This window comes from Adlercreutzia shanghongiae, from assembly GCF_035830635.1.
In the GTDB taxonomy this organism is placed as follows: Bacteria; Actinomycetota; Coriobacteriia; order Coriobacteriales; family Eggerthellaceae; genus Adlercreutzia; species Adlercreutzia shanghongiae.
In genome coordinates this window covers 165,307-191,912 of record NZ_JAYMFI010000009.1, presented here as the reverse complement: position 1 = coordinate 191,912, position 26,606 = coordinate 165,307, and the positions used below count along the sequence as shown (strand labels likewise).

Annotated in this window: 21 protein-coding genes; 3 read left to right on the top strand and 18 right to left on the bottom strand. The window is 65.7% G+C overall.

What is annotated here, in order from left to right:
- Positions 1 to 26: 26 nt before the first annotated feature.
- From VJ923_RS05620 to VJ923_RS05565, 12 genes are all read right to left on the bottom strand, one after another.
- Positions 27 to 1,085, bottom strand: a complete 1,059-nt coding sequence (locus VJ923_RS05620) for a methyltransferase domain-containing protein (RefSeq protein WP_326439410.1) — start codon at positions 1,083 to 1,085, stop codon at positions 27 to 29.
- A gap of 229 nt (positions 1,086 to 1,314) precedes the next feature.
- Positions 1,315 to 3,189 (bottom strand): flavocytochrome c, encoded by a 1,875-nt coding sequence (locus VJ923_RS05615; protein ID WP_326439409.1) that lies wholly within the window; start codon positions 3,187 to 3,189, stop codon positions 1,315 to 1,317.
- 313 nt (positions 3,190 to 3,502) lie between these two features.
- Positions 3,503 to 3,997, bottom strand: coding sequence for a pantetheine-phosphate adenylyltransferase (gene coaD / locus VJ923_RS05610; protein ID WP_326439407.1), 495 nt, complete (start codon positions 3,995 to 3,997; stop codon positions 3,503 to 3,505).
- 83 nt (positions 3,998 to 4,080) lie between these two features.
- Positions 4,081 to 5,772: an AMP-binding protein gene (locus tag VJ923_RS05605; protein WP_326439405.1), complete on the bottom strand. Its 1,692-nt coding sequence runs from the start codon at positions 5,770 to 5,772 to the stop codon at positions 4,081 to 4,083.
- Positions 5,773 to 5,780: 8 nt separating this feature from the next.
- Positions 5,781 to 6,359, bottom strand: coding sequence for a helix-turn-helix domain-containing protein (locus VJ923_RS05600; protein WP_326439403.1), 579 nt, complete (start codon positions 6,357 to 6,359; stop codon positions 5,781 to 5,783).
- A gap of 158 nt (positions 6,360 to 6,517) precedes the next feature.
- Positions 6,518 to 8,038, bottom strand: a complete 1,521-nt coding sequence (locus VJ923_RS05595; protein WP_326439401.1) for a 2-isopropylmalate synthase — start codon at positions 8,036 to 8,038, stop codon at positions 6,518 to 6,520.
- 153 nt (positions 8,039 to 8,191) lie between these two features.
- The gene (serA, locus tag VJ923_RS05590; protein WP_326439399.1) at positions 8,192 to 9,769 is read right to left on the bottom strand and encodes a phosphoglycerate dehydrogenase; all 1,578 of its coding nucleotides are present in this window, start codon (positions 9,767 to 9,769) and stop codon (positions 8,192 to 8,194) included.
- Between the two features lie 105 nt (positions 9,770 to 9,874).
- Positions 9,875 to 10,063, bottom strand: coding sequence for a hypothetical protein (locus VJ923_RS05585; RefSeq protein ID WP_326439397.1), 189 nt, complete (start codon positions 10,061 to 10,063; stop codon positions 9,875 to 9,877).
- Positions 10,064 to 10,173: 110 nt separating this feature from the next.
- On the bottom strand, positions 10,174 to 10,698 hold the full coding sequence (locus tag VJ923_RS05580; RefSeq protein WP_326439395.1) for a hypothetical protein: 525 nt from the start codon (positions 10,696 to 10,698) through the stop codon (positions 10,174 to 10,176).
- A 65-nt stretch (positions 10,699 to 10,763) separates the two neighbouring features.
- Positions 10,764 to 10,997: a zinc-ribbon domain-containing protein gene (locus tag VJ923_RS05575; RefSeq protein WP_326439393.1), complete on the bottom strand. Its 234-nt coding sequence runs from the start codon at positions 10,995 to 10,997 to the stop codon at positions 10,764 to 10,766.
- A 68-nt stretch (positions 10,998 to 11,065) separates the two neighbouring features.
- A complete protein-coding gene (locus VJ923_RS05570; protein ID WP_326439390.1) occupies positions 11,066 to 11,407 on the bottom strand; it encodes a 4Fe-4S dicluster domain-containing protein in 342 nt (113 codons plus the stop codon).
- Between the two features lie 2 nt (positions 11,408 to 11,409).
- On the bottom strand, positions 11,410 to 13,644 hold the full coding sequence (locus VJ923_RS05565; RefSeq protein WP_326439388.1) for a molybdopterin-dependent oxidoreductase: 2,235 nt from the start codon (positions 13,642 to 13,644) through the stop codon (positions 11,410 to 11,412).
- Between the two features lie 181 nt (positions 13,645 to 13,825).
- Between VJ923_RS05565 and VJ923_RS05560 the strand changes: the two genes are divergently transcribed.
- Positions 13,826 to 15,313 carry a helix-turn-helix transcriptional regulator gene (locus VJ923_RS05560; protein ID WP_326439386.1) on the top strand — a complete coding sequence of 496 codons (1,488 nt, stop codon included), beginning with the start codon at positions 13,826 to 13,828 and terminating at the stop codon, positions 15,311 to 15,313.
- 197 nt (positions 15,314 to 15,510) lie between these two features.
- On the opposite strand, the gene serC is transcribed toward VJ923_RS05560, so the two are convergent.
- A complete protein-coding gene (gene serC, locus VJ923_RS05555) occupies positions 15,511 to 16,593 on the bottom strand; it encodes a 3-phosphoserine/phosphohydroxythreonine transaminase (protein ID WP_326439385.1) in 1,083 nt (360 codons plus the stop codon).
- Positions 16,594 to 16,961: 368 nt separating this feature from the next.
- Here serC and VJ923_RS05550 point away from each other — a divergent pair, with 368 nt between their 5' ends.
- Positions 16,962 to 17,216 (top strand): glutaredoxin family protein, encoded by a 255-nt coding sequence (locus tag VJ923_RS05550; protein WP_326439383.1) that lies wholly within the window; start codon positions 16,962 to 16,964, stop codon positions 17,214 to 17,216.
- A 179-nt stretch (positions 17,217 to 17,395) separates the two neighbouring features.
- Positions 17,396 to 18,172: a dimethylarginine dimethylaminohydrolase family protein gene (locus VJ923_RS05545; protein ID WP_326439381.1), complete on the top strand. Its 777-nt coding sequence runs from the start codon at positions 17,396 to 17,398 to the stop codon at positions 18,170 to 18,172.
- Between the two features lie 134 nt (positions 18,173 to 18,306).
- On the opposite strand, the gene VJ923_RS05540 is transcribed toward VJ923_RS05545, so the two are convergent.
- The 5 genes from VJ923_RS05540 to VJ923_RS05520 all read right to left on the bottom strand — a co-directional run bounded on the left by VJ923_RS05540 (position 18,307) and on the right by VJ923_RS05520 (position 26,501).
- Complete coding sequence (locus VJ923_RS05540) at positions 18,307 to 18,612, bottom strand: hypothetical protein (protein WP_326439379.1); 306 nt, start codon at positions 18,610 to 18,612, stop codon at positions 18,307 to 18,309.
- 22 nt (positions 18,613 to 18,634) lie between these two features.
- On the bottom strand, positions 18,635 to 22,363 hold the full coding sequence (locus tag VJ923_RS05535; RefSeq protein ID WP_326439377.1) for a UvrD-helicase domain-containing protein: 3,729 nt from the start codon (positions 22,361 to 22,363) through the stop codon (positions 18,635 to 18,637).
- Positions 22,360 to 25,092, bottom strand: a complete 2,733-nt coding sequence (locus VJ923_RS05530; protein WP_326439375.1) for a PD-(D/E)XK nuclease family protein — start codon at positions 25,090 to 25,092, stop codon at positions 22,360 to 22,362. Before VJ923_RS05530 ends, VJ923_RS05535 begins: the two co-directional genes overlap by 4 nt.
- Positions 25,093 to 25,210: 118 nt before the next feature.
- Complete coding sequence (locus VJ923_RS05525) at positions 25,211 to 26,182, bottom strand: tetratricopeptide repeat protein (protein ID WP_326439373.1); 972 nt, start codon at positions 26,180 to 26,182, stop codon at positions 25,211 to 25,213.
- A complete protein-coding gene (locus VJ923_RS05520; protein ID WP_326439371.1) occupies positions 26,175 to 26,501 on the bottom strand; it encodes an HIRAN domain-containing protein in 327 nt (108 codons plus the stop codon). The genes VJ923_RS05525 and VJ923_RS05520 overlap by 8 nt, the downstream gene beginning before the upstream one ends.
- Between the last annotated feature and the right edge of the window lie 105 nt (positions 26,502 to 26,606).

Below are 26,606 nucleotides of genomic sequence, written 5' to 3'. Positions count from 1 at the left end.
GTGTCGGTATCGCCGCGCCCGCGCTGCTAGCAGCAGGAGGCCTGAATCGGCTGGTCGTCTTCGTCCACCACGCCGGTGAAGTCCGGCGCGCACTTGATGATGTGGTCGCCGTGGGTGTCGCCGATGTGCACCGAGCGGTCGCCGGTCAGGTCGAACACCTTACCATAGCGGCTCGCCATGACAAGTCCCGACACGTTGCCGCACACGGTGCAGGTCTTGCCCGCGGGGAACTTGATGTCCTTGTCGAACAGGAAGTAGTCCGGAAAATCGGGCAGAGTGCCCTTGTAGGTGACCGTCTCGCCGTAGGACTCGCAGATGTCCTCCTGCAGATCGGTCTTGATAAGGCGCGTGGTGATGGTGGCAAAGGCGATATCCGGGAGAAGCGCCTGCTCCTCATCCGTCAGCGGGGTCTTCCACGTCATGAGGTAGCGCGGGTCCAGAAAGTCGTTGGCCACAGAGAGGCGGCGGAAATCCTGAATGTAGAGGGCGCCGGCCAGACGCAGGGCCCGCAGCTTCATGTCGTCGGCAAGGGCGGCGGGGATGCGGCGGTCGCAAAAGACGTCGGTAAAGTAGAACTCTCCGCCCTCGGCGAGCACGCGGCGCACCTCGGAAAGATAGCGGTCCTTATCGGGCGACAGGTTGAACGTGCCGTTGGAGACGACCACGTCCACCGAGTTGTCGGGGACAAACGACAGGTCCTCGGGAGCGCCGTGGACAAGTTCCACATTGGCCGCGTCGTAGCCGAACTGGCGCATCTCCTGATCGAGGTACTTGCGGGCGATGTTCAGGCGGGCCTCGACGGGCTCAACGCCGACGACGCGACCGGCAGGGCCCACGAGCTGGGCGGCCAGGTAGGTGTCACGGCCGCTGCCGCAGCACAGATCGAGCACCGTGCAGCCCTCGAGCAAGGGCGGCAGGGTGCAGCCGAGCTCGTGGTAGGTGTTCTTGATCTCGGCGGAGACGTTGAACAGAAGCGGGCGCGCCTCGCCGGGGATGGTGCCGTCGGCATCGCGGGTGCGGGCTGTGGCCTGGGGGTCGGCCCCCTGAATCTCGGCGATCTCGTTGTAGTAGGCGATATAGTCCATAGATGGTCCTCTCGTGGGTTCCTCCCCTGCTCGGGCGTGCGACGCGGCGGCGGGCCGCGCCAAACCGGGCACGCTCGGGGGGCTATCGGGATAATACCATTACTATTTGACTATGTCTAATAGTAGGTCATATCTCTCTAGGAAAGGACGCCCTAGAGGAAGGGGCCCTCGCCATGAGGGCCCCTTCCGAAACTTCCCGCAGCGGGAAGGAGATTGTGCCGCCTGAGGCTTAAGCCACGGCGTAGTCGGCGGCGTTGGTGCCGGCGTTGCGTCCGAAGGTCATGCAGTCGGCAATGGCGTTGCCGCCCAGACGATTCTCGCCGTGGATGCCGCCGGTGCACTCGCCCGCGGCATACAGGCCGGGGATCGGGTTGCCGTCGGCGTCGCAGGCCTCGGATTCCACGTTCACGCGGATGCCGCCCATGGTGTGGTGCACGGTGGGAACCTTGCGGCAGGCGTACCACGGGCCCTCGGTCATCTTCGCGTCTGCCGTGTTGTCGGCCACGAAGCCGAATTCGTCGGCACCGCCGTCCACGACCGCGTTGTAGGCGTCAATGGCCGCCTGCAGATTGGTCGCGTCCACGCCCATCTCGCCGGCAAGCGCCTCTACCGTGTCGCCCGTGACGATGTGGCCCAAGGCAAGCATGTTGTTGATGGTGGCGCCGTTGGCGTCCGGCTCGTCGGGATCGGGGTAGCGCAGGGTGTTCACGACCACCCAGTAGGTGCCCTCGGGCTGGGCGAAGATGTTCTTGCACAGCACGTCGCGCTCGGCGCCCTCGTTCACGAAACGCTTGCCCTCGGTGTTCACGAAGATGCGGTTACGGCCAGAGGTACGGATGTCTTCCATAAGGCCCGTGCCCGGGGTGCCGCAGGGATGCAGCTGAATGTCGGACAGGCAGATGAGCTCGGCACCGGCGCCTTCGGCAAGTGCCAGGCCCTCGCCCTGGGCGCAGGGCTTGATGTTGGTGCAGCCGATGGAGTCGTCCAGCACGACGTCCTTCCACACGCCCGTGTTCACCTTCTGGCGGTACTCCACATTGCTGCCGAAGCCGCCGGTGGCGATGATGACGGCACCGCAGTTCACGGTGACTTCCTGCTCGCCGTCGTAGAGCGCCTTGACGCCCACGACCGCGCCGGCGTCATCGGTGATGAGCTCGGTGGCCTGCATGTCGTTCAAAAGCACGATCTGCTCGGGGTTGTCGTCGATGAACTGCTGGAAGGAGCGGATGTAGGTGTTGCCGGACGGCGTGGCCGGGTAATGGCTGCGCTGACCGAGCGAGCCGGTGGCGCTGCCGATCTCGTCCTTGAACTGAACGCCGAGGCTCTCGAGCCAATGAACGGAATCCAGCGCGTTGTCGGTGAGGAAATGCACGAGCTCGGGGTTGTTGGTGTTGTGGCCGCCCTTCATGGTGGTCTCGTAGAAGGTGGGGATGGAGTCCTCGATGCCCTGGGGCTCTTGGCGCTCGGGGTCGACGGCGTTCAGCGCGCCCTCGGAAACGTTGGTGGAGCCGCCGGTAATGCCGCACTTCTCCAGCACGACGACGTTGGCGCCCTCCTGGACCGCCGCGATGGCCGAGGCCAGGCCCGCGCCGCCGCCGCCGATGACGCAGACGTCGGTGTCGTAGGTCTCCTGCACGGCGGGCTTGGCGGGAACGGGCGCCTCGGCCAGCACCTCGTAGGCGCCCGCCTGCTTGGCGCAGTCCTCAAGGCCCTCCTGCAGCGACATGGAGGACAAGGTCGCGCCGGTGACGGTATCGATGTTGATGGTCTGGTTGTCAATGACCTGCTGCTCGAGGGCCTCCAGGGCATCGGCGCCAACACCCAGGGACTCCTGGTTGTCCGTGGCATCGATGGCGGCGATGGCGTCATCGGTGAAGGTGACCGTCAGAGTGTAGGGAGCGTTGTGGCCCGTGACCTCGGCCGTATAGGTGCCGGCCTTCCACGGCGCCGAGCTCGCAAGCTCCTCGGCCTTGGTGTGCGGGGCGCAACCGGCAAGGCCAAAGCTCGCCAATCCGCCCCAGACACCGAGCACTGCGGCGCCTTTGCAGAAGCTACGACGAGAAAGGCCGAACGAAGAGTCGATATGTTGGTTGTTGCGGGTCATGATGAGCCTCCTTCTAGTGCACTGCGGGTACGGAACCGGGAGTCGCTTGCCGGACCAGCCTGCCCGTTTCCCGGGCCGTCCAAGTGGCTCGAACGATTACCTGATGGCTGAACTTTAGCGCGATAAAGGAGGGTGACGGCCCGTCAACAGCCTGTCGTTGGAATGGCGCGCGAACGATGTAAAGAATCCGAAACCTTGTAGCCGCACCGTCAAAAACGCCACCGTTCCGTAAAAAAGCTCCCCCGCCACCCGAGGTCGACGAGGGAGCTTTTACCTTTGCTCGGAAGCCTGCGCTTCAAACAAGCGGGAGGCGCTACTTGGAGCCCTTCAACTCGGCGAAACGAGCGACCAGCGCCTCGTTCACGCACGGGGGGACGAACTGCGAAACATCTCCGCCCCAGGAGGCGATTTCGCGCACCACCGATGAGGACAGATACATGTGCTGGGGCGTCGACATGATGAACACCGTTTCCAAGTTCTTGTCCAGCTGGTAGTTCATGGCGGTCATCTGGAACTCGTACTCGAAGTCCGTGATGGCGCGCAGGCCCTTCACGACGGCCTGGGCCTCCATGCGACGAGCGAAGTCGACGAGCAGCTCGTCGAAGGGCTCGACCCGCACATTGGGAATATCTTTCGTGGCCTCCCGCGCCAGCGCCACGCGCTCCTCCAGGGAAAACAGCGGGCCCTTCCCCGCCGACACTGCCACCGAGACGATAACCTCGTCCACCAGCTGGGCAGCACGGCGAATGACATCAAGGTGCCCCTCGGTGATCGGGTCAAAGGTCCCGGGGGTAAGTGCTCGTTTCACGAAAGGCTCCTATCATTTCCTGCGCCGGGCTCTCGCTTGCGACGCGCTCGTCGTTTCGAAGGGGGCTGAAGCGCCCGTATCGGCTACTTCCCCGCCCTCACCAATTCCTCGGCCATTTCGCGCAGTTTGAACTTCTGCACCTTCATGGAGGGCGTCATGGGGAAATCGTCCACGAAGAATACGCGCTTGGGCACCTTGTAGCGGGCGATGCGCGGAATGGCGTACTCGCGCACATCGTCCTCGGTCATGTCCTCATACCCCGGGCGGGTGCGGATGAAGGCGCCCACGATCTCGCCGAGGCGCTCATCGGGAATGCCCACCACCTGGGCATCCAGCACGCCGGGCATGGTGAGCAGGAAGTTCTCCACCTCCAGCGGGTAGATGTTCTCGCCGCCGCGGATGATCATGTCCTTGATGCGGCCCGTCACGCGGAAGTAGCCGTCCTCATCCACGGTGCCCATGTCGCCCGAATGCAGAAAGCCGTTCTTGTCGATGGCCTTGGCCGTCTCCTCGGGCATCTTGTAGTAGCCCTTCATGACGTTGTAGCCCTTGCAGCACAGCTCGCCGTGCTCGCCGGGCGCGCAGATGTGCCCGTCGTTCACATCCAGCACGCGCACCTCCACCGGCGGATGGGCCCGCCCCACGGTCTCGCACTTGTGCGGGATGTCGTCGTCCACCGAGGTCTGGGTGAACACCGGGCTCGTCTCGGTGAGGCCGTAGCAGATGGTGACGTCGCGCATGTTCATGCGCTCCATCACCTCGCGCATGGTCTCGGGCGGACAGGGGCTGCCGGCCATGATGCCCGTGCGCAGATGAGACAAATCGAAGCTGTCGAAATCGGGATGGTTCAGCTCGGCGATGAACATGGTGGGCACGCCGTAGACCGCCGTGGCGCGCTCCTTGTGCAGGGCCTGCAGCACCAGCTCGGCGCTGAAGTCCTCCACGATGATCATAGTGCAGCGGTGCGTGAGCGAGGCCATGACGCCGAGCACGCAGCCGAAGCAGTGGAAGAAGGGCACGGGCAGACACACGCGGTCCTCCGGCCCGAGCTTTTGGCCCTCGCCGATGTAGAAGCCGTTGTTCAAGATGTTGCGGTGCGTGAGCATGACGCCTTTGGGAAAGCCCGTGGTGCCGCTCGTGTACTGCATCATGACCACGTCGTTGTTGTCGAACCGGCCCTGGGCCCATTCCAAGGAGCTATCGGGCTTGTGCTGGCCCAGCAGCAGAAGCTCCGGCACGCTGTAGAAGCCGCGGTGCTTCTCGGGGCCCATGTAGATGAGGTTCTCCAGGAAGGGGTACTCCTCGGAGTGCAAAAAGCCGCGCTGCACGCTTAAGGACTCGGGCACCAAGTCGCGGATGATCTGCAGGTAGTCCACATCGCGATAGGCGTCGATGACGCAGAGCGCCTTCATGTCGGACTGCTTGAGCACGTAGTCCAGCTCGTGGGACTTGTATACCGGGTTCACCGTCACCATGACTACGCCGATCTTGGCGCTGGCGTACATGAAGGTGAGCCAGTCGGGGATGTTGCGCGCCCACACGCCCAAGTGGTCGCCCGGCTTCATGCCGATGGCCAGCAGGCCCTTGGCGAGGTTATCGGTGCGCTCGTCGAAGTCGCGGTAGGTCCAGCGCAGGTCGCGGTCGGGGTACACCACGAACTCGTGGTCGGGATCGGCGGCCACCTGCTGTTTCAGGTAGGCGCCCAGGGTCAGCTCCGAGTGCAGCGGGTAATCGGGAGAGCCGGGCTGCGGCGCGTTGTTCTGCTCTTCAGTCATCGCGCCTCCTAGAACGGAGTATATACGCACGCCAAAAACTTGGCGTTCTGGCCGTTGTGGGCACGCACCTGGTGGGGCACGATGGAATCGTAGTAGATGGACTCGCCGGGGCCGAGCACGTAGGTCTCGTTGCCGTACTCGATCTCGATGGAGCCCTCCATACCGAACAGCCACTCCTCGCCCTCGTGGGAATCCAGCTTGCGAGTGGCCTCACCGGTGGGCGTCACCGTGATGACGAAGGGGTCCATGTGCCGAGAGGGACGGCCCGCCGCCAGGCTGAAGTAGGAAAGGTCGCCGGCGTCCTTGGCCGTCTGCAGTGACTTCACGCGCTCCACCTCGGCCATGGCGTCGGCCGAGATGTAGGCGGGACCGAAGTCCTCGTCGTCGTCCATGAGGGTGCCCAGGCGCACGCCGAGGGCGCGGGTCAGCTTGATCAGCGGCGCCAACGACGCGGGCACCTCGCCGCCCTCCAGCTTCTCGATGACCTCCACCTCGCAACCGCAGCGGTCGGCCAAGTCCTGGGTGGAAAGGTGATGGGCCTCACGAAGCGTCGTGATCTTGCGGCCGAGCTTGTTGTCGTCTGCCATAGCGCCTCCTTGCTTCTCCTCGATGTATCGGCATAGCATACACGAAAACACCTGGGAAAAGGAAGAAGCCGGCCGGAACGTTCCGGCCGGCTTCGGCAGAATGCGATACGGACGCGGGCTGCGGCACCGCGCCCGGACAGAACCGGCGGGCGGCTCCCCTAGCGCTTCTCTGAGAGCAGACGGTTCAGGGCGTTCAGGTAGGCCTTGGCCGAGGACACGATGATGTCGCCGTCGGCACCACGGCCCACGTACACCTCTCCGCCGGCGGCCTTCACGCGCACCGTCACCTCGCCCAAAGCGTCGATGCCGCGGGTCACAGCCGTCACCGCGAACTCGGACAGGTCGTTGTCCACCTGCACGATCTGGTCGATGGCCTTGTACACCGCGTCGATGGGACCGGTGCCCCAGTCGCACACGGTGCGCTCGTCGCCCTCGGGCCCGCGCAGGGTCACCGTAGCCGTGGGCTTCAGGGGGAAGCCGCAGCTGACCTGGACGCCCTCCAGCGAGTAGATGGCGGTCTCCTCGCGGTCGCGCTCGTTGACGAGCGCCTCCAGGTCCTCGTCGTACACCTCCTTCTTCTTGTCGGCCACCTCCAAGAAGGCGGTGTAGATGCGGTCGAGCTCCTCGCCCTCGTACTCGTAGCCGAGCTCCTCCAGGCGGTGCTTCAGGGCCGCGTGCCCGCTGCGGGCCGTCAGCACGATCTGGCTGGCGCCCACGCCCACCTCGGCGGGATCGATGATCTCGTAGGTGTCGCGCTTCTTCAGCACGCCGTCCTGGTGGATGCCCGAGGAGTGCGCGAAGGCGTTGGCGCCCACGATGGCCTTGTTGGCCTGCACGTTCATGCCGGTGATCGAGCTTACCAGGCGGCTCGCCTTGACGAACTCACGGGTGTTGATGTCGGTGTGGGCATCGAGCTCTTCGCCGTGCATGCGAATGCCCATGACCACTTCCTCCAGGGCCGTGTTGCCCGCGCGCTCGCCCAGGCCGTTGATGGTGCACTCGATCTGCGTGGCGCCGCCCCTCACGCCCGCGAGCGACAGCGCCGTGGCCATGCCCAGATCGTTGTGACAGTGCACCGACACGGTAACGTCCTCGATGCCCTTCACGTTGTCCATGAGGTACTTGATGCGCGCGCCGAACTCCTCGGGCAGCGAGTAGCCCGTGGTGTCAGGGATGTTCACCACCGTGGCGCCGGCGGCGATGACGGCCTCGATGACCCGCGCCAAGAAAGCGTAGTCGGAACGGCCCGCGTCCTCGGCATAGAACTGCACGTCCTCCACGTACTTCTTCGCGTAGGCGACGGCATGCACGGCCCGCTTGATGCACTCCTCCTCGGTGATGCGCAGCTTGTCGCGCATGTGCGAGGGCGACACGCCGATGCCCGTGTGGATGCGGGGGCGCTTGGCGAACTTCAGCGCGTCGGCGGCCGAGTCGATATCCTTTTCAACCGCGCGCGTCAGCGCGCAGACCGTAGCGGCATCGCCGGCCAGCTCGGAGATGCGGCGCACGCTCTCGAAATCGCCGGGGCTGGAGATGGGAAAGCCGGCCTCGATGACGTCGACGTTCATGCGAAGGAGCTCGCGGGCGATGACCAGTTTCTCCTCGGTGTTCATGGAGGCGCCCGGAGACTGCTCGCCGTCGCGCAGGGTGGTGTCGAAGATGTGTATCTTCCGTGTCATGCCAGTCCTTCTTTCTCGCGGTACGTGACGCGCTTCATCAGCTTAAAACGAACGGAAGAATCATAGCAAAAAGCAGCGGCGCCTCTCGTGGAGGCGCCGCTGAAAGCCGTCGAAAGTTCCGATGCCCGGGCATCGACTGATGCGATAGCGCCCCTAGAGCGTTATCTTCCAGAGGTTGCGCAAGTCGATGGCCTCGCGCAGGCGGGCGAGCACCGCCTCGTCCACATCGCCTTCCACGTTCATGTACACGAGCGCGCAGCCGTCGCCGGGCTTGGTGCCGATCTGCATGGTGGTGATGTTCGCGCCCGCCTCGCCGAGCACCGTGCCGATGACGCCGATGCGGCCCGGCGCGTCCACGTACTCGAAGATGAGCGAGGTGCTCGCCGGGGCGATGTCGATCTTGTAGCCCATGATGGAGATGATGCGCGGGGCATGCTCGGTGCCGAACAGGGTGGCCGCCACCTCCACCTCGTCGGCTACGACGCGCACCGAGGAGGCGTACTCCTCGGCATCGCGAACTGAGGCCGTGGACACGGAGATGCCGTGCTGGGAGGCCACGGACTCGGCGTTGGCCGCCGAGAAGGCACCGAGGCGGCGATAGGACAGCCCGCCGTCGAGCACCGCGGCCAGAAGGGGCGCCGGGTCGGCGTCGCAGAGGGCGCCGGCCAGCTCCAGCTTGAGGTTCTTCGGCGTGCGGCCGAGGATCTGGTTGGCCAGCGAGCCGAGCATCTTGCAGGCGTGGATGTAGGGGCCGACCACGTCAAAGGCCTCCGGCGGCAGCGGCGAGAGGTTCACAGCCGTGGCCACCATGCCGCCTTCCAGGCCCGCTTCCACGTACTCGGCAATCTGGGTGGAGGCGCGGCGCTGGGCCTCGTGGGTCATGGGCGACAGGTGCGGCGTGAGGATGGCGTTCTCGAACTCGTGCAAGGGCGACGTGGTGCAGGGCTCGCACTCGAAGGAGTCCACCGCCACCGCGCTCACCTTGCCCGCGGCCACGAAATCGGCCAAAGCCTCCATGTTGAAGATGCCGCCGCGGGCCGCGTTCACGAGCACCACGCCGTCCTTCATGGCGGCGAACTCGTCGGCGCCGAACATGCCGAGAGTGTTCACCGTGCGGGGCAGGTGCACGGTGATGAAGTCGGCCTGGGCGAGCACCGGGGCCATATCGTCGTAGAGAGTCACGCCCAGATGCAACGCGCGCTCCGGCGAGCAGTAGGGGTCGTGCCCGATGAGGTTCATACCGAAAGCGGCGGCGCGCTCGGCCACCAGGCCGCCCACGCGGCCCAAACCGAAGATGGCCAGCGTCTTGCCGAAAAGCTCGCTGCCCATGAAATCGCTGCGGCGCCACTGGCCCGCGTGCATGGAGGCGCTGGCCTCGGGGATGCGGCGGGCGGCGGCCAGAAGCAGGGCCATGGTGTGCTCGGCAGCGGAGATGACGTTGGAGTTCGGCGCGTTGCACACGACGATGCCACGCTCGGAGGCGGCCTCCACATCGATGTTGTCCACGGTCACGCCGGCCCGGCCGATAATCTTGAGGTTCTCAGCGGCATCGAGCAGCGCGGCGTCCACCTTGGTGTTCGGGTGCACGATCAGCGCGTCGTAGGGGGCGATGGCCGCGGCAATCTCCTCGGGCGAGGGGTCGATGAGCAGGTCGACCTCGTAGCCGTGCTCGGTGAGCGAGTCGATGCCCTCCTGCACCAGATCTTCCGTGACCAGGATCTTCTTAGCCATAAGACGCGCCCTTTCCGTGCGTGAGTCGCCAAAGACAGGCGACCACCCGAGGGCGGTCGCCTTAGGTTGTGCCTATGATAGCCCATTGAAGCGCGCTTTGAGCACTCAGGTGCCCGGTGGGCGGAAGGCGGGCATCTCGTCACCGTGCGCGGCAAGGTCTGCCTGGAAGAGCTCAGCCATGATGGTGTTGCGCGTGGTCCAGGTGGCGCCGGTCACGGCATCCACCGTCTCGGCCACGCGGTCGGCCGGGCTCGCGCCGGCGCTCCCCCGCTCCTCAGCTGCCGCTTCCGCCATCGGTGTGGCGCCTGTCGCCGCATCGACGTCCCCGCTCTTTCGCGAGGCGCCCGTCGCGGCATCGGCGGCTTCAGCGACCACGGCGCCCTCTTCCACCCGGTCCATAGCGGTTAAACGAGCTGCTCGGGCTCGCTGGCCGGCGCCTGCTTCTTCTCACCGGTGATGGCGCCGGCGATGCCGCCGGCCGCCGGGTCGCACAGAAACGCGACGATGACGATGACCGGGAAGAACTGCATGCACAGGGCCACGTAGCGGTCGAACAGGTTCGTGTCCATCAGCTCGCCGGTGAGCGTCGAGAGCGTCGGCACGTCGCCCACGCCCGTCACGAACGCCGTCATCACGAGCCCTAAGATGATCATGATGAGCGTGCTGAAGAAGACGTTCTGCACGAGGCGGAAGCCGAGACTGCCCAAAGCGGCATCGTAGTAGACGGCGCAGGCGGCCGAGATCTTGGCCAGGGGCAGCACCGCTGTCACCACAAAGGAGGTGACGAAGGCCACAAGGAAGCTCATGAGGAAGAACATCGGGTCGATATGGGGCATGCCCTGGGCGATGGTCAGGCACAGGCACAGGACCGCGGCCACGAACAGGGAGAAGAACAACCCGTAGATGATGTAGTACTTCTTGCTATGCATACGAATTCCTTTCATACGATCCGCATGGCACGGTGGTTGCAAAGCGCGGAAGCCCGCGCGGGGCCCTACTTGACGCCCGGGGCCTTGGGCGGGGCGGGCGGAGCCGCCACGCCGGGGGCACCGGGAGCCGCCGGGGGCTTCGGAGCGCCGGGGGCAGCGGGCGCGGCCGGAGCGGCAGGGGCGCCGGCAGGGGCCACGCTGGCACCGCAGGCGGGGCAGGTCATGTCGCCCGGCTGGCAATCGGCGCCGCATTCGGGGCACTTCGTCGAAAGGTCGACGTCCGCAGGTCTAAAGCACATGTCTGTTTCTCCTTCCAAAAAAGGCCCGGACGCGCACTCCCCGGGCCCCTTTGTCTCACAACGTCTTGCTAGGCGACGACGAACAGCGTCTGCTGCTTCTCGTCCATGCGCGCGGCCAGCTCCTCAACGGTGCCGAACTCGATGCACTTGGACTGGCAGTGCTGCACGCAGGTGGGCACCTTGCCCGCGCCGCGGCGCGCCGCGCAGCTGTCGCACTGCTTGGTGGGGATGGGCAGGTAGGAGAACTGCCAGTTCTCCTCGGCCTCGTCGCCGATGACCCACGGTCCGATCTTCACGACCTTGACGCCGGTCTGGCCCACAGGCAGGCCGTGCTCCATCTGACAGGCGATCTCGCAGCTGTGGCAGCCGGAGCACCACTGGGCGTCAATCAAAAGTCCGTACTTGGCCATGATTACTTCTCCTCTTCAACTTTGTAGATCTTGCAGATGGAGCTCTTGTAGTTGGAGCCGAAGCCGCTCTTGCCGGGAATCCAGGGCAGCGTGTTGTTGATGTTCAGATCGAACACGTCGTAGAACTTCTCCGGATCGCCCTCGGGGAACCACCAGCCGTGGTCGCAGGAGACGAGGCGACGGTCCATGATGGGGGTGAGCTTCGCCTTGCGCTTGGCGCGACCCAGCGGGCCTTCCATCCACACCCAGTCGCCGTCCTTGATGCCGTACTTGGCAGCGGTCTCGGGGTGAATCTCCATGAGCGGCCAGGGGCGGTAGTGGCGCATACGCTCGATCTGGCGATGCTCGGAGTGGAACATGCCCCAGAAGCGGGCGCCGGAGGTCATGACCAGCGGGTACTCCTCCATGAGCTCGGGGGTGGAGCCGGGACCGGGCTCGGGCTCCTCGAAGTACGGCAGCGGGTCGAGGCCGGCGCGGCTGTAGAAGTTGCTCCACAGCTCGATGCGGCCGGTGGGCGTGTTGAAGCCGGGCTGGCCGTCGGGGCGCAGCATGCCCTTCTCGTGGCGGTAGTACTCGATGGGCTGGTAGGCCGGGGCCACTTCCTGCAGCTCCTCGAAGCTCATGTTGGTCGGCTTCAGCATGTCGGTGAACATGTCGTCCACGTTGTCCCACGGCCAGGCCTCGGGGTTCCAGCGGCGGCCGAGCTCGAGGTTGATCTCCATGTCGGACTTGGTCTCGCCCACCGAGGTCACCTTGTTGATGGTGGAACCGCGCTGCGCGCCGGACACGAAGGCGATGCCGTTGCGCTCGGCGAAGGTCTGGGCGGGCAGCACCACGTCGGCCAGAGCCGCGATGGTCGGGGTCTTGAACAGGTCGACGACGACGATGAAGTCGAGGTCCTTCATGGCGTTGTACAGACGCTTCGGATCGGCGCCCATGCAGGCGATGGGGTTGGTGGTCTGCAGCCACGCGCCGTGAATCTCGTAGGGCACGCCGGTCTCCATGGTCTTGACCGTCTCGTCGGGCTGGGACACGGCGAAGCCGAAGTTGTACAGCGGGTAGTCCTGGATGCCGATGCGCTTCTGCTCCTGCTCGGGACCTAAGATCTCGCGGCCCCAGCCGCCGGCCACGGAGAGGATCTCGGGGGCGACGATCATGCCGCCGGGACGCTCCATGTTGCCGGTGATCTCCCAGAGGGCGAGGATGGCCTGTCCGGCCGGCATGGCCTCGCGGGTCATGTCCACGGCCACGCCCCACTGCAGCGTGGAGTTCTTGGCCTTGCCGAGCATGCGGGCGGCGGCCACGATCTTCTCAGCGGGCACCCAGGTAATCTCCTCGACGCGCTCGAGGGTGAACTCGGAGGCGCGCTGGGCCAGCTCATCGAAGCCGTAGCACCACTTCTCAACGAACTCGTGATCGTAGAGGTCCTCGTCGATGATAACCTTCATCATGCCGAGGGCGAGCGCGGCGTCGGTGCCGGGACGCACGCGCAGGTGCAGCTCGGACTTGGTGGCGAGCCAGGTCACCTTCGGGTCGACGGTGACGAGCTTCATGCCGCGCTTCATGAGGTCAATGACCCAGTGGCCGTAGAAGCCCTCGATATTCGACTTCAGCGGGTAGTTGCCCCAGATGAACATGACCTCGGGCACCTCGTAGTCGGGGTGATCGTAGCGCTCGGGGAACTGCTGGGCCGCGTCGGGAATCCACGGCGCGCCGGTGGTGGCGGCCATGCCGGCGATACGGGGCAGGTAGCACGCCTGGCCGGAGAGCAGGCCGGTGTAGTTCGGGGAGCCGAAGGACCAAGCGAGGCGGGTGATGTAGGCGGCGATGTCGCGACCGGTGCCCTGGGCGAAGATGACGGACTCGGGGCCGTACTTCTCCTTCATGTCCATGAACTGCTCGGTGATGATATCGTAGGCCTCATCCCACGTGATGCGCTCCCACTTGTCCTTGCCGCGATCCTCGCGAGCACGCTTCATGGGGTACAGCAAACGCTCCTTGTGGTTGGTGACCTCGGGCGCATCGAGGCAGCGCATGCACAGACGCCCGTTGGTCCAGGGGTCCTCCGGGTCGCCCTCGCACTTGACGAACTTGCCGTCCTGGTCGGTGTACATGATGACACCGCATCCGAGATGGCATCCCGGACCCGTCCAGGCGCAGCCGCGCGTCACCTGAAGGTCTCCCTCTTCGTACTTGAAGGGGAGCTCGTGCGGAACGGTCCTGTACTGTTCACTCATAGCTTTTCTCCCGTCTCTAAGACTTTAGCGGACACCCGAATTGGTCATTGCGCCAACCGGGCCTCATCCGCTAGGCTTAAGCACAATCTAGGTGCCGCGCGTTTTCCGCACCATCGGCAAAAGTCCTTAAACGTGGGTTTTTGCCCTGGGAAATATCAGGGGATAGGATAAGGATTGGGCTATGGAAAAAAGTATGAGCACCGAAGTTGAGCCAGGTCAGCGCCTCAACTGGCCCCTCGTCTTCACCGCGTCGTGCGGGTTCGCCCTTTACTGGTCGTCTTTTTTCACCATGCTCATGCGCAACTCGTTCATGGACGGCGCCATCGAGATTTTGTGGTACCACCTCTTTCTGCGCATCGTGTTTCTTCTGGGCTCGTGCATCGGATGCCTCGCCATGGCGAAGCGCGCCGACTGGATGTCATCGGCCCAAGGGGTGCGGTTCCAGAAGGCGGGAGTCTGCCTGTTCTCCGTTGTGGCGGCCGTCGGCTCGCTGGCCGCCTACTCTCTTTCCGCCACCATGCCCCTCGCCTTCGACTGCGCCGCCTGGGGCCTCGCCGGCGTGGGGCTCTCCTGCCTGCTCATGCTGTGGGTGGAGCTTCTGAGCGCGTTTGCCCCCGCCGAGCGCGATGCGGCCCTGGTGCTCGCCATAGGGCTGGGCGCGCCGGCCTATCTGGTCATGAACCTTCTGCCCTTCCCCTTCAACATCGGGCTGCTCTGCGCGAGCCCGCTCATCAGCCTTGGCATCTTCTATCTGCTCGAGCAGGACGAGGACGTCGTCGCAAGCGCCTTTGTGCCCTTGGAGGACTCCCTGCAGCGTGCCCGCTGGACCGCCTCCTACAAGGGCATCGCCGTGGCCTACGGCATCGTTTTCGGCCTCGGTATCGGTTCCACCACCCAAATCGCCGAGAGCGATCCGCTCTACAGCGGCATCGCCGTCGTGCTCGCCCTGGGCGCTGCGGCCGCTTGGTTCGTCGCGCGCTTCCTCGGCGAGCGCATTCAGAAGGCGAGCAGCTTCCGCTTCTTGTTCCCCGTGCTTATCATCGCGCTCATCCCCATGGCGTTTCTGCAGGGGATGCCCTCTGTGGCCTGCAACCTGCTGCTGCTGGGCTGCTACGTGTTCTTCGAGGCCATCGGCATCAACTTGGCCCTGGTCCTGGCCAAGCAGCAGCGAGCCTCGCGCATCCAGCTTGTAGCCGTCTCCCAGGCCTGCATCTACCTGGGGCTCGCCCTGGGCCACGGCGTGGGCCTGGCCGCCACCTCCACCGGCGCCATGAACTACTCCATGCTCTCTGTGGCGGCCTTGGGTCTCGTGATTCTGCTCGCGCTGTTCATCACCTTCGCGCCGCTCTCCCCTCTTGCGGGCCACGAGCTGAAGAACGCTGCGACCCTCGAGGCCGATGTCGCGGTCACCGAGAAGGATGCGGTGGGCTTCTGGCGCAAGCACTGCGAGCGCATCGCCCAGGAGGCAGGGCTTTCCGCCCGCGAGACCGAGGTGTTCCTGCTTCTGGCGAAGGGCCGTGGCATCGAGCACATTCAGAACAAGCTGAACATCTCAAGCCACACGGTGAAGACCCATACCTACAACATCTACCGCAAGATGGGCATCGGGTCGCGCGAGGAGCTGCTCGACCTCGTCGAAACCGACGTCGACAACGGCGGACAGTCCTAGCGCTCCAAGATGTCCGTCGCGCAGGGCGCGTTCAATTATGTGCCGCTTACCCGAACGACTCCCCGCATCCGAAGCGCGGCGCTTGCCCGCTTTCATGCCGCACCCCGCAGCGCGAAAAAAGAAGGCCGCCCGTCGGGCGGCCTTCCAATACATGATAAGCCAGAGCGCTCTCGGCCGGTCAGCCTCGACCGCCCTTCCTAGCCGTTGTTCTTCTCGAACTCGGCCATGAAGGCCACGAGCGCCTCCACGCCGGCCTTGGGCATGGCGTTGTAGATGCTCGCGCGCATGCCGCCCACGGAGCGGTGGCCCTTGATGGACTCGATGCCGTGGGACTTGGCCTCGGCCACGAACAGCGCGTCCAGCTCATCGGAGCCGGTGACGAAGGGCACGTTCATGAGCGAGCGGTCCTCCTTGCGGGCGGTGCCGCGGAAGAGCTTGCTCTGATCGAGATAGTCGTACAGGACGGCCGCCTTCTCCACATTGCGCTCTTTCATGGCCTCAAGGCCGCCCATCTCCTTCAGCCACTTGAACACGAGGCCGCAAATGTAGATGCCGTAGGCCGGGGGCGTGTTGGAAAGCGACTTCGCCTTCACCTGGGTGGTGTAGCGCATAATGGAGGGCGTAAAGGGCAGCACGTCCTCGCGCACCAGATCATCGCGCACGATGACGATGGTCACGCCGGCCGGGCCGATGTTCTTCTGCACGCCGCCGTAGATGAGGCCGAACTTCGACACGTCCATGGGCTCAGAGAGGAACATGGAGCTCACATCGGTCACGAGCGGGATGTCGCCGGTGTCGGGCAGCGCCGGATAGGTGGTGCCGTAGATAGTCTCGTTCTGGCAGATGTACACGTAGTCGGCATCAGACGAGAACGTAAGGCCGGCCAGATCGGGCACATAGGAGAAGTTCTCGTCCTCGGAGGAGGCCACGCAGCGGGCCTCGCCGTAGAGCTGCGCCTCCTTCCAGGCCTTCTTCGACCAGGAGCCCGACACGATGTAGTCGGCCACCTTATTCTGCATAAGGTTCATGGGGATGGCCGCGAACTGCTGGGTAGCGCCGCCCTGGAGGAACAGCACCTGGTAGTTATCGGGAATCTGCAGCAAATCGCGCAGGTCAGCCTCGGCGGTCTCGATGATCTCGGCGAAGGGCTTGGAACGGTGGCTCATCTCCATGACCGACATGCCGGTGCCGTTGTAGTCGAGCATTTCGGCCGCGGCCTGGCGCAGCACCTCCTCGGGCAGCACGGCGGGGCCGGCGGAAAAATTGTAGACTCTGGCCATGAGGCGTTTCTCCTTTGTCGCGTGCCCGAAACGGTTTCGCGAAGGCGCAGATCCGCGCGAAAGCCGCCACGTCGAGCAGCCGTCAATACCCCATCATTGTACCCTCAACCCTGCGCTAGTCGCTCAACGTAAGCGCCGAGCGGTTGAGGGCATCTGAGCCTCGAAAAAATTTTGTGGCCCCAAAAAGGCTCGAGTGAACTTTTGTCGCCCATAGAACGGAGCGATTTGCAGGTTACGCCTTCCTAAACGCTCCCTAATTCCGCATTTTTGAGAGAAACAGCGCCCTTATAATCGCCACTGGCCCATTCTTGAGTTCACTCGAGCCCTTTTGGGGCCACAAAAGAGAAACGACCACGAAAGGACGCCTCATGCACTTCGACAACATGGTCCTGTACTACAAGCCCACCTGCCCGTTCTGCCAGAAGGTGCTCGCCTTCATGGAGCAGGAGGACATCGCCATGCCCATGCGCGACACGCTGGAACCCGGCGTGAAGGACGATCTCATTCGCCTGGCCGGCAAGGGCCAGGTGCCGTGCCTGGTGGTAGACGGCCAGCCGATGTTCGAGTCCGACGACATCATCCGCTTCCTCGGCGACCTCATCCTGGAACGCGTGGAGGGCTAGCATCTTCGGCCCCGAACCGAACTGATCCGAGCAGAATCAAGCCTAGCCGGGCGTCGATACACTAGCCGACGTCCTTTTCGCTTGTGGGCTCATTGAAAAAGTCTCCCGCTGGCGGCGCGGCAGCGCTACACTGTTCCTGTGCGCAGAGAGGCGCATCCCGCGACGACAAGGAGTCATCTATGACCAAGTTCACCAACGTCATCGTCCGCAAGCCGGGCAAGTCCCTGTGCAACGGCATCACGAGCGCCCCGGAGCTGGGCCAGCCCATCTACGAGCGCGCCGTGGAAGAGCACGACGACTACATCGCCGCCCTCAAGCAGTGCGGCGTGGAGGTCACCGAGCTGCCCGCCCTCGAGCAGTACCCCGATTCCTGCTTCGTGGAGGATCCGGCGGTCATCACGCGCTGCGGCGCCATCATCACCAACCCGGGCGCCGACAGCCGCAACGGCGAGAAGGACGAGATCGAGCCGACGATCCGCCAGTTCTTCGACGACGAGCACGTGGCCCACATCGTGTCTCCCGGCACGCTGGACGGCGGCGACGTGATGATGGTGGGCGACCACTTCTTCGTGGGCCGCTCGGCCCGCACCAACGAGGAGGGCATCCGCCAGTTCATCGAGATTCTGGAGAGCTGGGGGCTTTCTGGCTCCGAGGTGCCCCTGGAGGAGGTACTGCACCTGAAGACCGGCGTGAACTACCTGGAGGACGGCAACATGCTCGTGTCCGGCGAGTTCATCGACAAGCCCGACTTCGCCGAGTACAACAAGGTGATCGTGCCCGAGGACGAGGCCTACGGCGCCAACTGCATCTGGGTGAACGGCACCGTCATCGTGCCCGAGGGCTACCCCACGGTGCTTGCGGCCGTGCAGGATCTGGGCTACAAGACGCTCGTGGTTGACACCTCCGAGTACCGCAAGGTCGACGGCGGCCTGTCCTGCCTGAGCCTGCGCTTCTAAGCCCAGACGACCTAGCGACAACGAGAAGAGGGCCTGCAGGCCCTCTTCTTTTGCTGTATATGCACCCATGTCCTCGTCGCACGCGCTTTTGCAGCGCGCCTTTCGCCGACGACAAGACCGAGAGCGTTCGGTCTCTACTCCACCGTGCCGTAGACCTGGCCCCAGGCGTGGCCGACGATGGCGGAGTTCAGCTGGGTGCACAGGCGCGTGCGCGTATAGTCGCCGGGCGGCAGCAGGGTGACGATACGCAGCAGCTCCTCGGGCAGGTCGGCCGCCTCGGCGGCCACCACCACGTCGAGCCGGCGCACCTTAGCTCCGATGGCCTCGGCGATGGTCGGATCCAAATCGCCGTACTGGGCGAACAGGGCGTCCACAATATCCTGCAGCGCGCCGTAGTACTCGCTGCGCTCTCGGTTGGTTCCAGTGTGCTCGCGGGCCACCGTACGGCCTCCTTGTCTCTCGCTACGCAATCGCTTCTTGCTGCTTGGTGATTATAAGGGCTTCCAGAGCGGGCAGGTCGGTCTTTTCGAAATGATAAGGGACAATTTGCGGATCGCGCGGGTTGTCCAGCGAAGCGTGCTCGATGCGCAGGAAGTGGGCGTCCACCGACGTGTAGCCGGCGCGCATGAGGGCGTAGGCGTAGCAGCTCGCCTGAAGGCGGTGTTTAGCGTCCAGCTGCTCGGGGGTCTCGTCCTCACGGCCGCCGGTCTTGTAGTCGATGAGAAGCGCAGCCCCCTCGCCATTATCGGCCAGGCCGTCGATTTCGCCCTCGAGGTAGAAGGCGCCGCCCCCAATGGCTCCCGATTCTGCACCCTGGGCACCGCTGTGCGCGCAATCCGAGACCGAGGCGGGCACGTGAACCGTGAACGGCACCTCGGCGCGACGGTTCTCATAGGCGGCAAAACGAGCGGCCGCATCGCTTCCAAGCCAGCGATCGAGGGCCGTGCGCAAACGCTCTTGCTGGCCCGCCGACAGCGACTCTTTCTGAATCTGCGCCACAATGGCCGCCTCGCCGGGCGAGAAGAGCGCTCCTCTCTCGCTGAGCTCGATAGCCTGCTGGGCCAGGCGATGGAAGGCCGTGCCCAAGGCCGTGGCGCTCTCGGACTCCTTTGCATCAGCGGGCGCCAGCGCAGGAGGCCGCAAACCCCGCTCATCTCTGGAAAGAGGCCTCTCCCCTGCCAGCGGCTCGTCGGAATCGGCATGGCTGCCCGAGATGGACGAGTAGGAGAACAAGCCCGCACGGGCGAAATTGCGCGGCACGGCCACGGGAGCCGGCAGCGCCTCGTAGCGGGTGACGGCGAACGGGGGCACCGTCACGGAAAGATCGGACTCGCTCGAGTCCGCCTCCCTCGACGTCTCGCCGGCCGCCGCCGATACAGCATCGACGGCACCGCCATCGCAAGCGCCTTCTTCATCAGGGACAGCGGCCCCGGCGAAAACCTCGTCCTCCTCGGCCGCAAGGAAGCGGAACCGCACCTCGGCCGAGGCGGAGCCGCCGTAATCGATGCGGTCAATGCTGAAGCCTCCGTTTGCCTCCCAGGGCACGGCCCGGTAGATATCCTCGAACACGCCCGTGCCCTCGTAGCCCTTGTCGAGGTTGCGGCGCAGCTGCAGGGCCACGAAGAGCGACCGACTGGCTCGGGTGAGCGCGACATAGAGAAGACGCCGCGCCTCGGCGAGCGCCTGGTCCTCGGCATACCCGGAAAGAACCGCATAGCGCTCCCCCGGCTCCAAGGCGGCAAAATCGGCAGCGCCCGCCAAAGCGCCAGACCCGCCGTCCAGGTCATCCGCGAGCTTCGCCGCCGTGCGGTCGTAGGTGCCCTTGACCTTCTCGAACTCGTCGCCAAGAAAGCTCGCCGCCGCATAGGTGGCACGTCCGATGTTCTCTACCACCAAACGGCCCGTATCCTCCCGCCCGTCTTTCAGGTCGGCCACGGCCACGTGGGGAAACTCCAGGCCCTTGGAGGCGTGCACCGTCATGATGCGCACGAAATCGCCCTCGGCGGTGGCAAGGGCCCCCGGTGCCTCTTTGGCTGTGGCGAGATGGGCGTCAAAGGCGGATGACAACGAGGCGATGCCCTGGCAACGGCGCTGCATCTCCCGCACCAAGTGCAACGATTTGGCGAGGTTGCCGCCTGCCGCCAGGCCCTCGACGCCCTCGGCCTCCAAACGGTCGAGCAGGCCCGACGCGACGAAGAGCTCCTCCAGGGCCGCGCCGGCAAAGCCCGCCCGCGCCCGCCGGGCGAAGACCGCCAAAGCCGAGCGCGCCTCGAGCAGCAGGCGCGTATCCAGCTCGCCCAGACCAAGGCGTGCGACGTCCTCGCCCAGCGTCGGGCTCGCGAAGCCGCTACTCAAAGCCTGCGTCGCCATGGTCCCGTCGTCGGCACGACGCGAGGCCAATGCAAGCAGCACGTCATCGGAAAGAGCGAACAGCGGGCTTGCCAGCACCTGGAAGAGCGCCTTATCGTCCCGTCCGTTCACCGCAAAGCGCAGCAGTGCCGAGACGAGCGCCGGCTCGGGCATCTGCGAGAACACCGAGCCTCCCGTGATCATGGACGCGAGCCCCCGCTCGCGCAGCGCGGCCGCGTACAAATGGGCATTGGCCATGCGGCCCAGCAGCAGCACCATGTCGGCCGCCCGCGCGCCGGCCTCGGCCAGCTCGGCGAAATGCTCGGCCACGGCCTGGGCCGACACGTCCAGGGCATCGCCCGCGTCCACGCCCTTCCAGGGGCGCTGCACCACGTTCACGCGAATGCGGGGACGCGCCGCGAACAAGGGGTCGGCCAGATCGTTCACGGCACCGTGGGCCTCAAGCCTCAGAAAGTCGTCGCCAAAGACCTCCCCATCGGAGAAGATGCGCTCGACGAAGGCCAGGATGTCGCCGTGGCTGCGGAAATTCCAATCGAGGGACTCGCAGGCTTTTTCGCCGCAGTGCGCTATCAGGTCACGCCGGTACTCCTCGAACACGTTCACATCGGCTCCGCGGAACCGATAAATGCTCTGCTGGGCATCGCCCACGGTGCAGACGTTGGAGAACCCGGGCTGGGCGATGGCGCCGATGATATCCACCTGCATGCGGTCGGTATCCTGGAACTCGTCCACCATGATGATCTTGAATGTGCGCCGCAGCCGCTCGGCAATGGCCGGATGCTCGCGCAGGGCTCGGGCGCACACGGCGAGCAGGTCGTTGTTGTCCAGGCGGCTCGCGCCCTTGATGGCGGAAAACGCCGCATCCACCTTCTTCGCCAGCGACACCACGGCCAAAAGCCATGAGGTCGCAGCGCCGGCGCGCACCTCACGCTCCACCTCGATCATGGCCTTTTGCCACTCGTCGAAGTCCGGCTTGTCCTTGCCCGTCGCAGCGCCCGTGGTCAAAGGAAAGCCGTAGAACACCCGGCAGAAGGCCTCCGTGTCGAAATCGACATCGGCAAACGAACCGCCGCCTTCCGCCGCGAGCCATTCGTCGGCGCAAGCGCAGGCCTCCTTGAGCTTCTCGATGAAGGCAAGCTTCGTCTTCCCGGGTTTGGCCCAGGCCTCGCTCGCGACGAGCATGGCATCGGCGGCGGCGCAGGCGCGGCGCAGCAGCGCGCCGGGGTCAAAGCCCGCACAGGCAGCGTCGAGCCCCTCGAACCGATCGGGCATGGCGTACACGCGGGCGAGGATGGCCTGGGCCTGCTCCATCAATCCGCCCGACTGCCCGTCGCCGCCCAGACGCTCGTTCAGTAGAATTTTTCCGAGCAAAGGATCGCCCGCCACCTCGGCCTCGGCGATGACCTGCTCGATGGCCTGGGCGAGCAGCTCGTCGCGCTCGGCTCCCTCGACCACCTCGAAGGCGGGGTCGATGCCTATTTCCAGCGCGTGCTCGCGCAGGATGCGCGAGGCCATGCCGTGGATGGTGGACACCCAGGCACCATCGACCTTCAGGGCCTCGTCGTAGAGGCCCTCGGCCAGAAGCAGGGATTTGATGCGTCCCTTCAGCTCGCCGGCGGCCTTCTTGGTGAACGTGATGGCCAGCACCTCGTCCACCGAGCGCAGGTGGGGCTTAGAGCCATCGCCGGGAGCGAGGGCGTAGGCGACGCGCTGGGTGAGCGTGAAGGTTTTACCAGAGCCGGCACCGGCCGACACCATGAGCGGGGCATCGAGGGTGGTGACGACCGAGCGCTGGGATTTCGTGCAGCGTTCAAGGTTCACGAGAGCCTCCTTTCGCAATCGAGAGCCGGGCAGAAGCGGCAAGCCGCGCTCGATCGCGGGCTCGGAGCAATCTCTCCGCGCAAAAGCCCGGCAAGCCGCGCCGCTGCCAGCTCCTCGACCGCGTCCAAATAGGCCTCGAAGTTCAAGGGGACCCTCGATGACGCACCGAGCAGCCCTCCGTCGTCGTAGGTGGCATCGGCCGCTCCGACCAGGGACCCTGCGCGGCGCTTGGCCGAGTAGCTGAGATAGAGCGCTCCGGCGCAGTGCAGGTCGGTAAGCCGTCGGCGCAAAGCCTGGGCGTAGACATCGGCCTGAATGCGCCCGGGCAGAGGCACCTCCTCGTCGCCCTCCCTCATGGCGGCGGCGTAATCGCTACCCACCGAGCCTTTGTAGTCGATGATGGCGAAGCGCCCGTCTTCCGCATCCACATCTACGCGGTCGGCCCGCCCGTTCAGGCGGAACCCGGCGTAATCGATGCCGTCTTCCGGCGCAACGGCCACCTCGTGACCGTGCACCCGGTAGGCCGGCGCCATCGTCGCCAAGCGCCGAAGCGTCGTGTGCAGCTGGCCGCGCAGGCGCTCGACTTCCACCTTCTCGCTCTTCGAGCGCGCCACGAGGCGCCCCGAGCCCGGCCGCTCCCGGCGCTGCTCGGCCAAACACTCGTCGAACACGGCATCGAGGCGGCCCTCGCACGCGGCGAGATTGCCCTCATCGACGCGCGCTACGCCCTCGGCGGCCAGCCCGTCGTAGAGCCGCGCCAGCACACGGTGGACGAAACCGCCCTTCTCTGCCGGCCCGAACTGTTCGTCGGGGGCCTCGGGGCGCAATCGGTTCTTCAAGAACCAGCCGTAGGGGCAGCTGAGATAGCTCTCGATGGCCGAGGCGGACAGCACCGCGACGGGTCCGTCGGGCCCTGGCGCCTTTTTCAGGAAGTCGGCAAGATTGAGCTGGCGCAGGCATCCGCGCGCAACGCCGGGCACCTCCTCTTTTCCGCACAGTGCAGCGAAGCTCTGGCCGATTCCGCCCACGAGCGCCTCTTCCCCGCCCCGCCGGGCGCAGCGCGAGAGGGCAACGGGCAGCCCGAACGCAGCATCGTCGAACTCGCTGTATCCCGCATCCGCGCCCTTGCCGGCAAGGGCGCTTTGCGGCGGATGGCTTTGGGTGAGCGCGTCGGAGAACTCGCTGAGGAGAAAGGCCGGGTAAGTCTCCTCCCCCTTCTCATCGCGCTGGGAAATCCCGAGGGTGAAGCGCGCCTTGGCCGCCCCCATGGCCGCCGCGAACCGGCGGCGCTCCCGCTCGAACTCGTCGGCCGGCCGCGCGTACCCCAGCTTCTCCGTCAGGCCGTCGAGCGCCGTCCTGTCCGCCTTGGCGGGGAAGGCATCCTGGGAGCAATCGGCAACGATGACCTCGTCATAGCTTCGAGGCACGAGCGAATCGAGGCGGTCGAGTGAGGCGAATTCCACCGTGGCGCTGCCTTCAGCGGCGGCGAGCACCTGCACGGGCACCGACGCGCTCGCGAGCAGCGAGGCGATATCGCACCCCCCGGCGCCGGTGCGGACACAGGCCGCAAGGAGGCCCTGCGCCTTTGCCAAGGCCGCCGCCTCGCGGGCCTTCTCGGCGAAGGTGAGGGCATCGGCGCCCTTCACCCACTTCGCGAGAACGTCCAGGGCGCGCAGGGCATCCTCTGCCGCCCGTATATCTTCGGCGCCCGCGCAGGCCTCGGCGATGCGCTGAAACTCGCTGAACGTCGGCGAGAGGAAGCGCAGCTTCTCGGCGATGGCCGCCCCCTCGAAGGTTCGGTCCTCGCGAATCTCGCGGTTGAGCCGTTGGGCGTCGCGCCCCGGCACTCCGGAGAGGCGGTTGTAGGCGAAGTCGGTCGCAGCGGCGACGCCGTGGGGCCCGTCAATATCCGCGACGGCGGCCAGAGCGCAACCGGTAAGGGTCTCTTCGAAGGGACGCGAGCAGCGAAGGGCGGACGAGACCCCCGCGGCGGACAAGGGCCCGGCCAGAGATTCGAAGAGCCGATCGGGCGCAGGGGACACGACGAGCAGAGTGGTCTCGCCAGCGCTCACCGCCTCTGTTATCTCGTCAAGCAGCAAGCCTGCCAAGGCCGTGGGGCCCGCCGGCATCACCAGCGCCGGCTCCACTCCTTCCGCCAGAGTCGGCAGCACGAACGCATCCGGCTTCGGCGAGCAGCCCAGGGCCCGCAGAAGCCGATCGAGTCCCGCCCCCGCCTCGATGGCGTCAACGACGCTCACGCACGGCGAGGGAACCTCGCCCGACGCGACGGCATCCGACAGAAGGGCCGCGGCCTGCTCCGGCTCCACCAGCCCCGCGCCGCGCAAGCGTTCGCAGTACTGTGCGGCCAAGGCGAGCACGCCCCGCTCGCGGGCCGTGAACGACGTCTCGTCGAGAGCCTGCCCCTCAAGCAGGCAGCCGACGTTCGAGACAAAACGGGCGATCAGCGCCACCGTGCCCGGCGAGTCGGAAAGGCGCGCTTCTGCGGCGAATTCGCGCAAGAGCGCGGCAACGAGCACCTTGCGCTCGTCGGCCGACACCAAAGCGCGCCCATCGCCCCAAAGCTCCCAGAGCTCGGCCACGAAATCGGCGGGCGAGAGACGGCGCACGCCGAAGGACGCGGCCGGGGCCGCCTCAAGGGCGGCGGCCTTGGCGCACGCGTTGGCGCGCTCGATGGTTCGGTACAGCTCGACGGGAACCGCAGACGACAAGGCATCCTCCTAGAATTCGAAAATCGCTTCCGCCTATTTTAGCGCGAAACATTTCTGCCGCTGTCCTTATCGTGTCCCACAGGGACGTTTTTGCCGCAGCTTTGCCACGGGATGCACCCTAGTAATTCCCCGCAATCTCCTGGGCCATGCGGACGATGCCGCGGCGGGCCTCGATGCGCTCGCGTTTGAAGTGCCACTGCCCGGCGTCGAAGGCGGCGCCCAGGCCGATGGCGGCCAGTCGGTACCACGTGCGGGCACGGCGGAAATCCTGCTCGCAGCCGCGTCCGAGCTCGAAGGCGCGGGCCAGGCGCAGCGCCGCATTGCCCGTGGAGGCGCGGTCCTCGTCGAGGGAGGCGCCCTCCAGCTCGTAGCCTCGACGGTACAACCCGAAAGCGCGGCCGAGCGACGACTCGCACCCGCGCCCGGCGGCCACCATATCGCCCAAACGCCAGCAGCACTCGCCGTGGCCATGGTAGGCGCCGTAGGAGAAGTGCAGGTAGGCGCGCGCATCGCAGGGCGTCTGGGCCGTGTGCAGGGCGCGTCCCCCCAAAAGCCCGTCCCAGTACTCCCCTTCGCACAGATCGCCCTCGTATATGACGCCGAGGCGGCAATGGGCGGCCACGTTGCCCCGGGCCGCCGCGTGGAGAAGGAGGATCTCCGCCGCCCGGTAGCAGTCGATGCGCCGGCGGTGCGCTTCCTCACCGGGGGCGCCCAGCGCCTCGCTGAAGTAGATGTCCGCAAGCTCCAGAGCGCGCCAGCCGCCGCAATCGGCACCTGTGGGATACGAGGCGACGAAGATGCGGCCCGCGCCGTCTGCGGCCGGCTCGCTCACCCAGATGCGCGGCAAGCGCTCTTCGGCGGCGGCCCCCTTGCGATCCACCGCGAACACGGCACTCGCCTCGCAGCGGCGCCTCCAGCCATCGCCGCGCAGCACCCGGGGCGTGAAGCTCGTCTCGGCGCCCCCGTGGGCGCGCCGCGCGCTGGGGGCGCCAAACAGGAAGTTGGCCGTGCGCTGGGCCAGGCTCACGGCCTCGGTGCGGCAAGGGGCGACCGGCACGTCGGTGACCAAGGCGACAGCGGTGCTAGTCATTGAGATACACCCCCATGACCAGACGCGTCCAGGAGCCGATCTGCTCGCGGGAGCTGAGGCGGCCCTCGACGGACTTGCCGCCATCGATGAGGCGGGCGACGAACTCGTTGCACTCGCACGAGACGTAGCCGATGCGGCGGTCGGCCCCGTCGCGCACCTCCACCGCCCAGGCGTCGTGGGGATTGCGCGCGTCGCGCACAAGCGACAGGCGCTCCCCCTTCCCATAGCCCTCCGAGATGGCCGCCATATCGGGCACGTGGCGCGTTCCCGCCACCGTGCTATCCTCCACGACGCAGATTGATTTTGCTGCAGTTGCCATGACTTCCTCCGTTCCTGTTTCGATGGTCGACCATGATACGGGGGAAGCGACGCGTTCGTGTACCGAATAAGGGACACTTAGGCATGCTGTCCGAAACTCGGAATT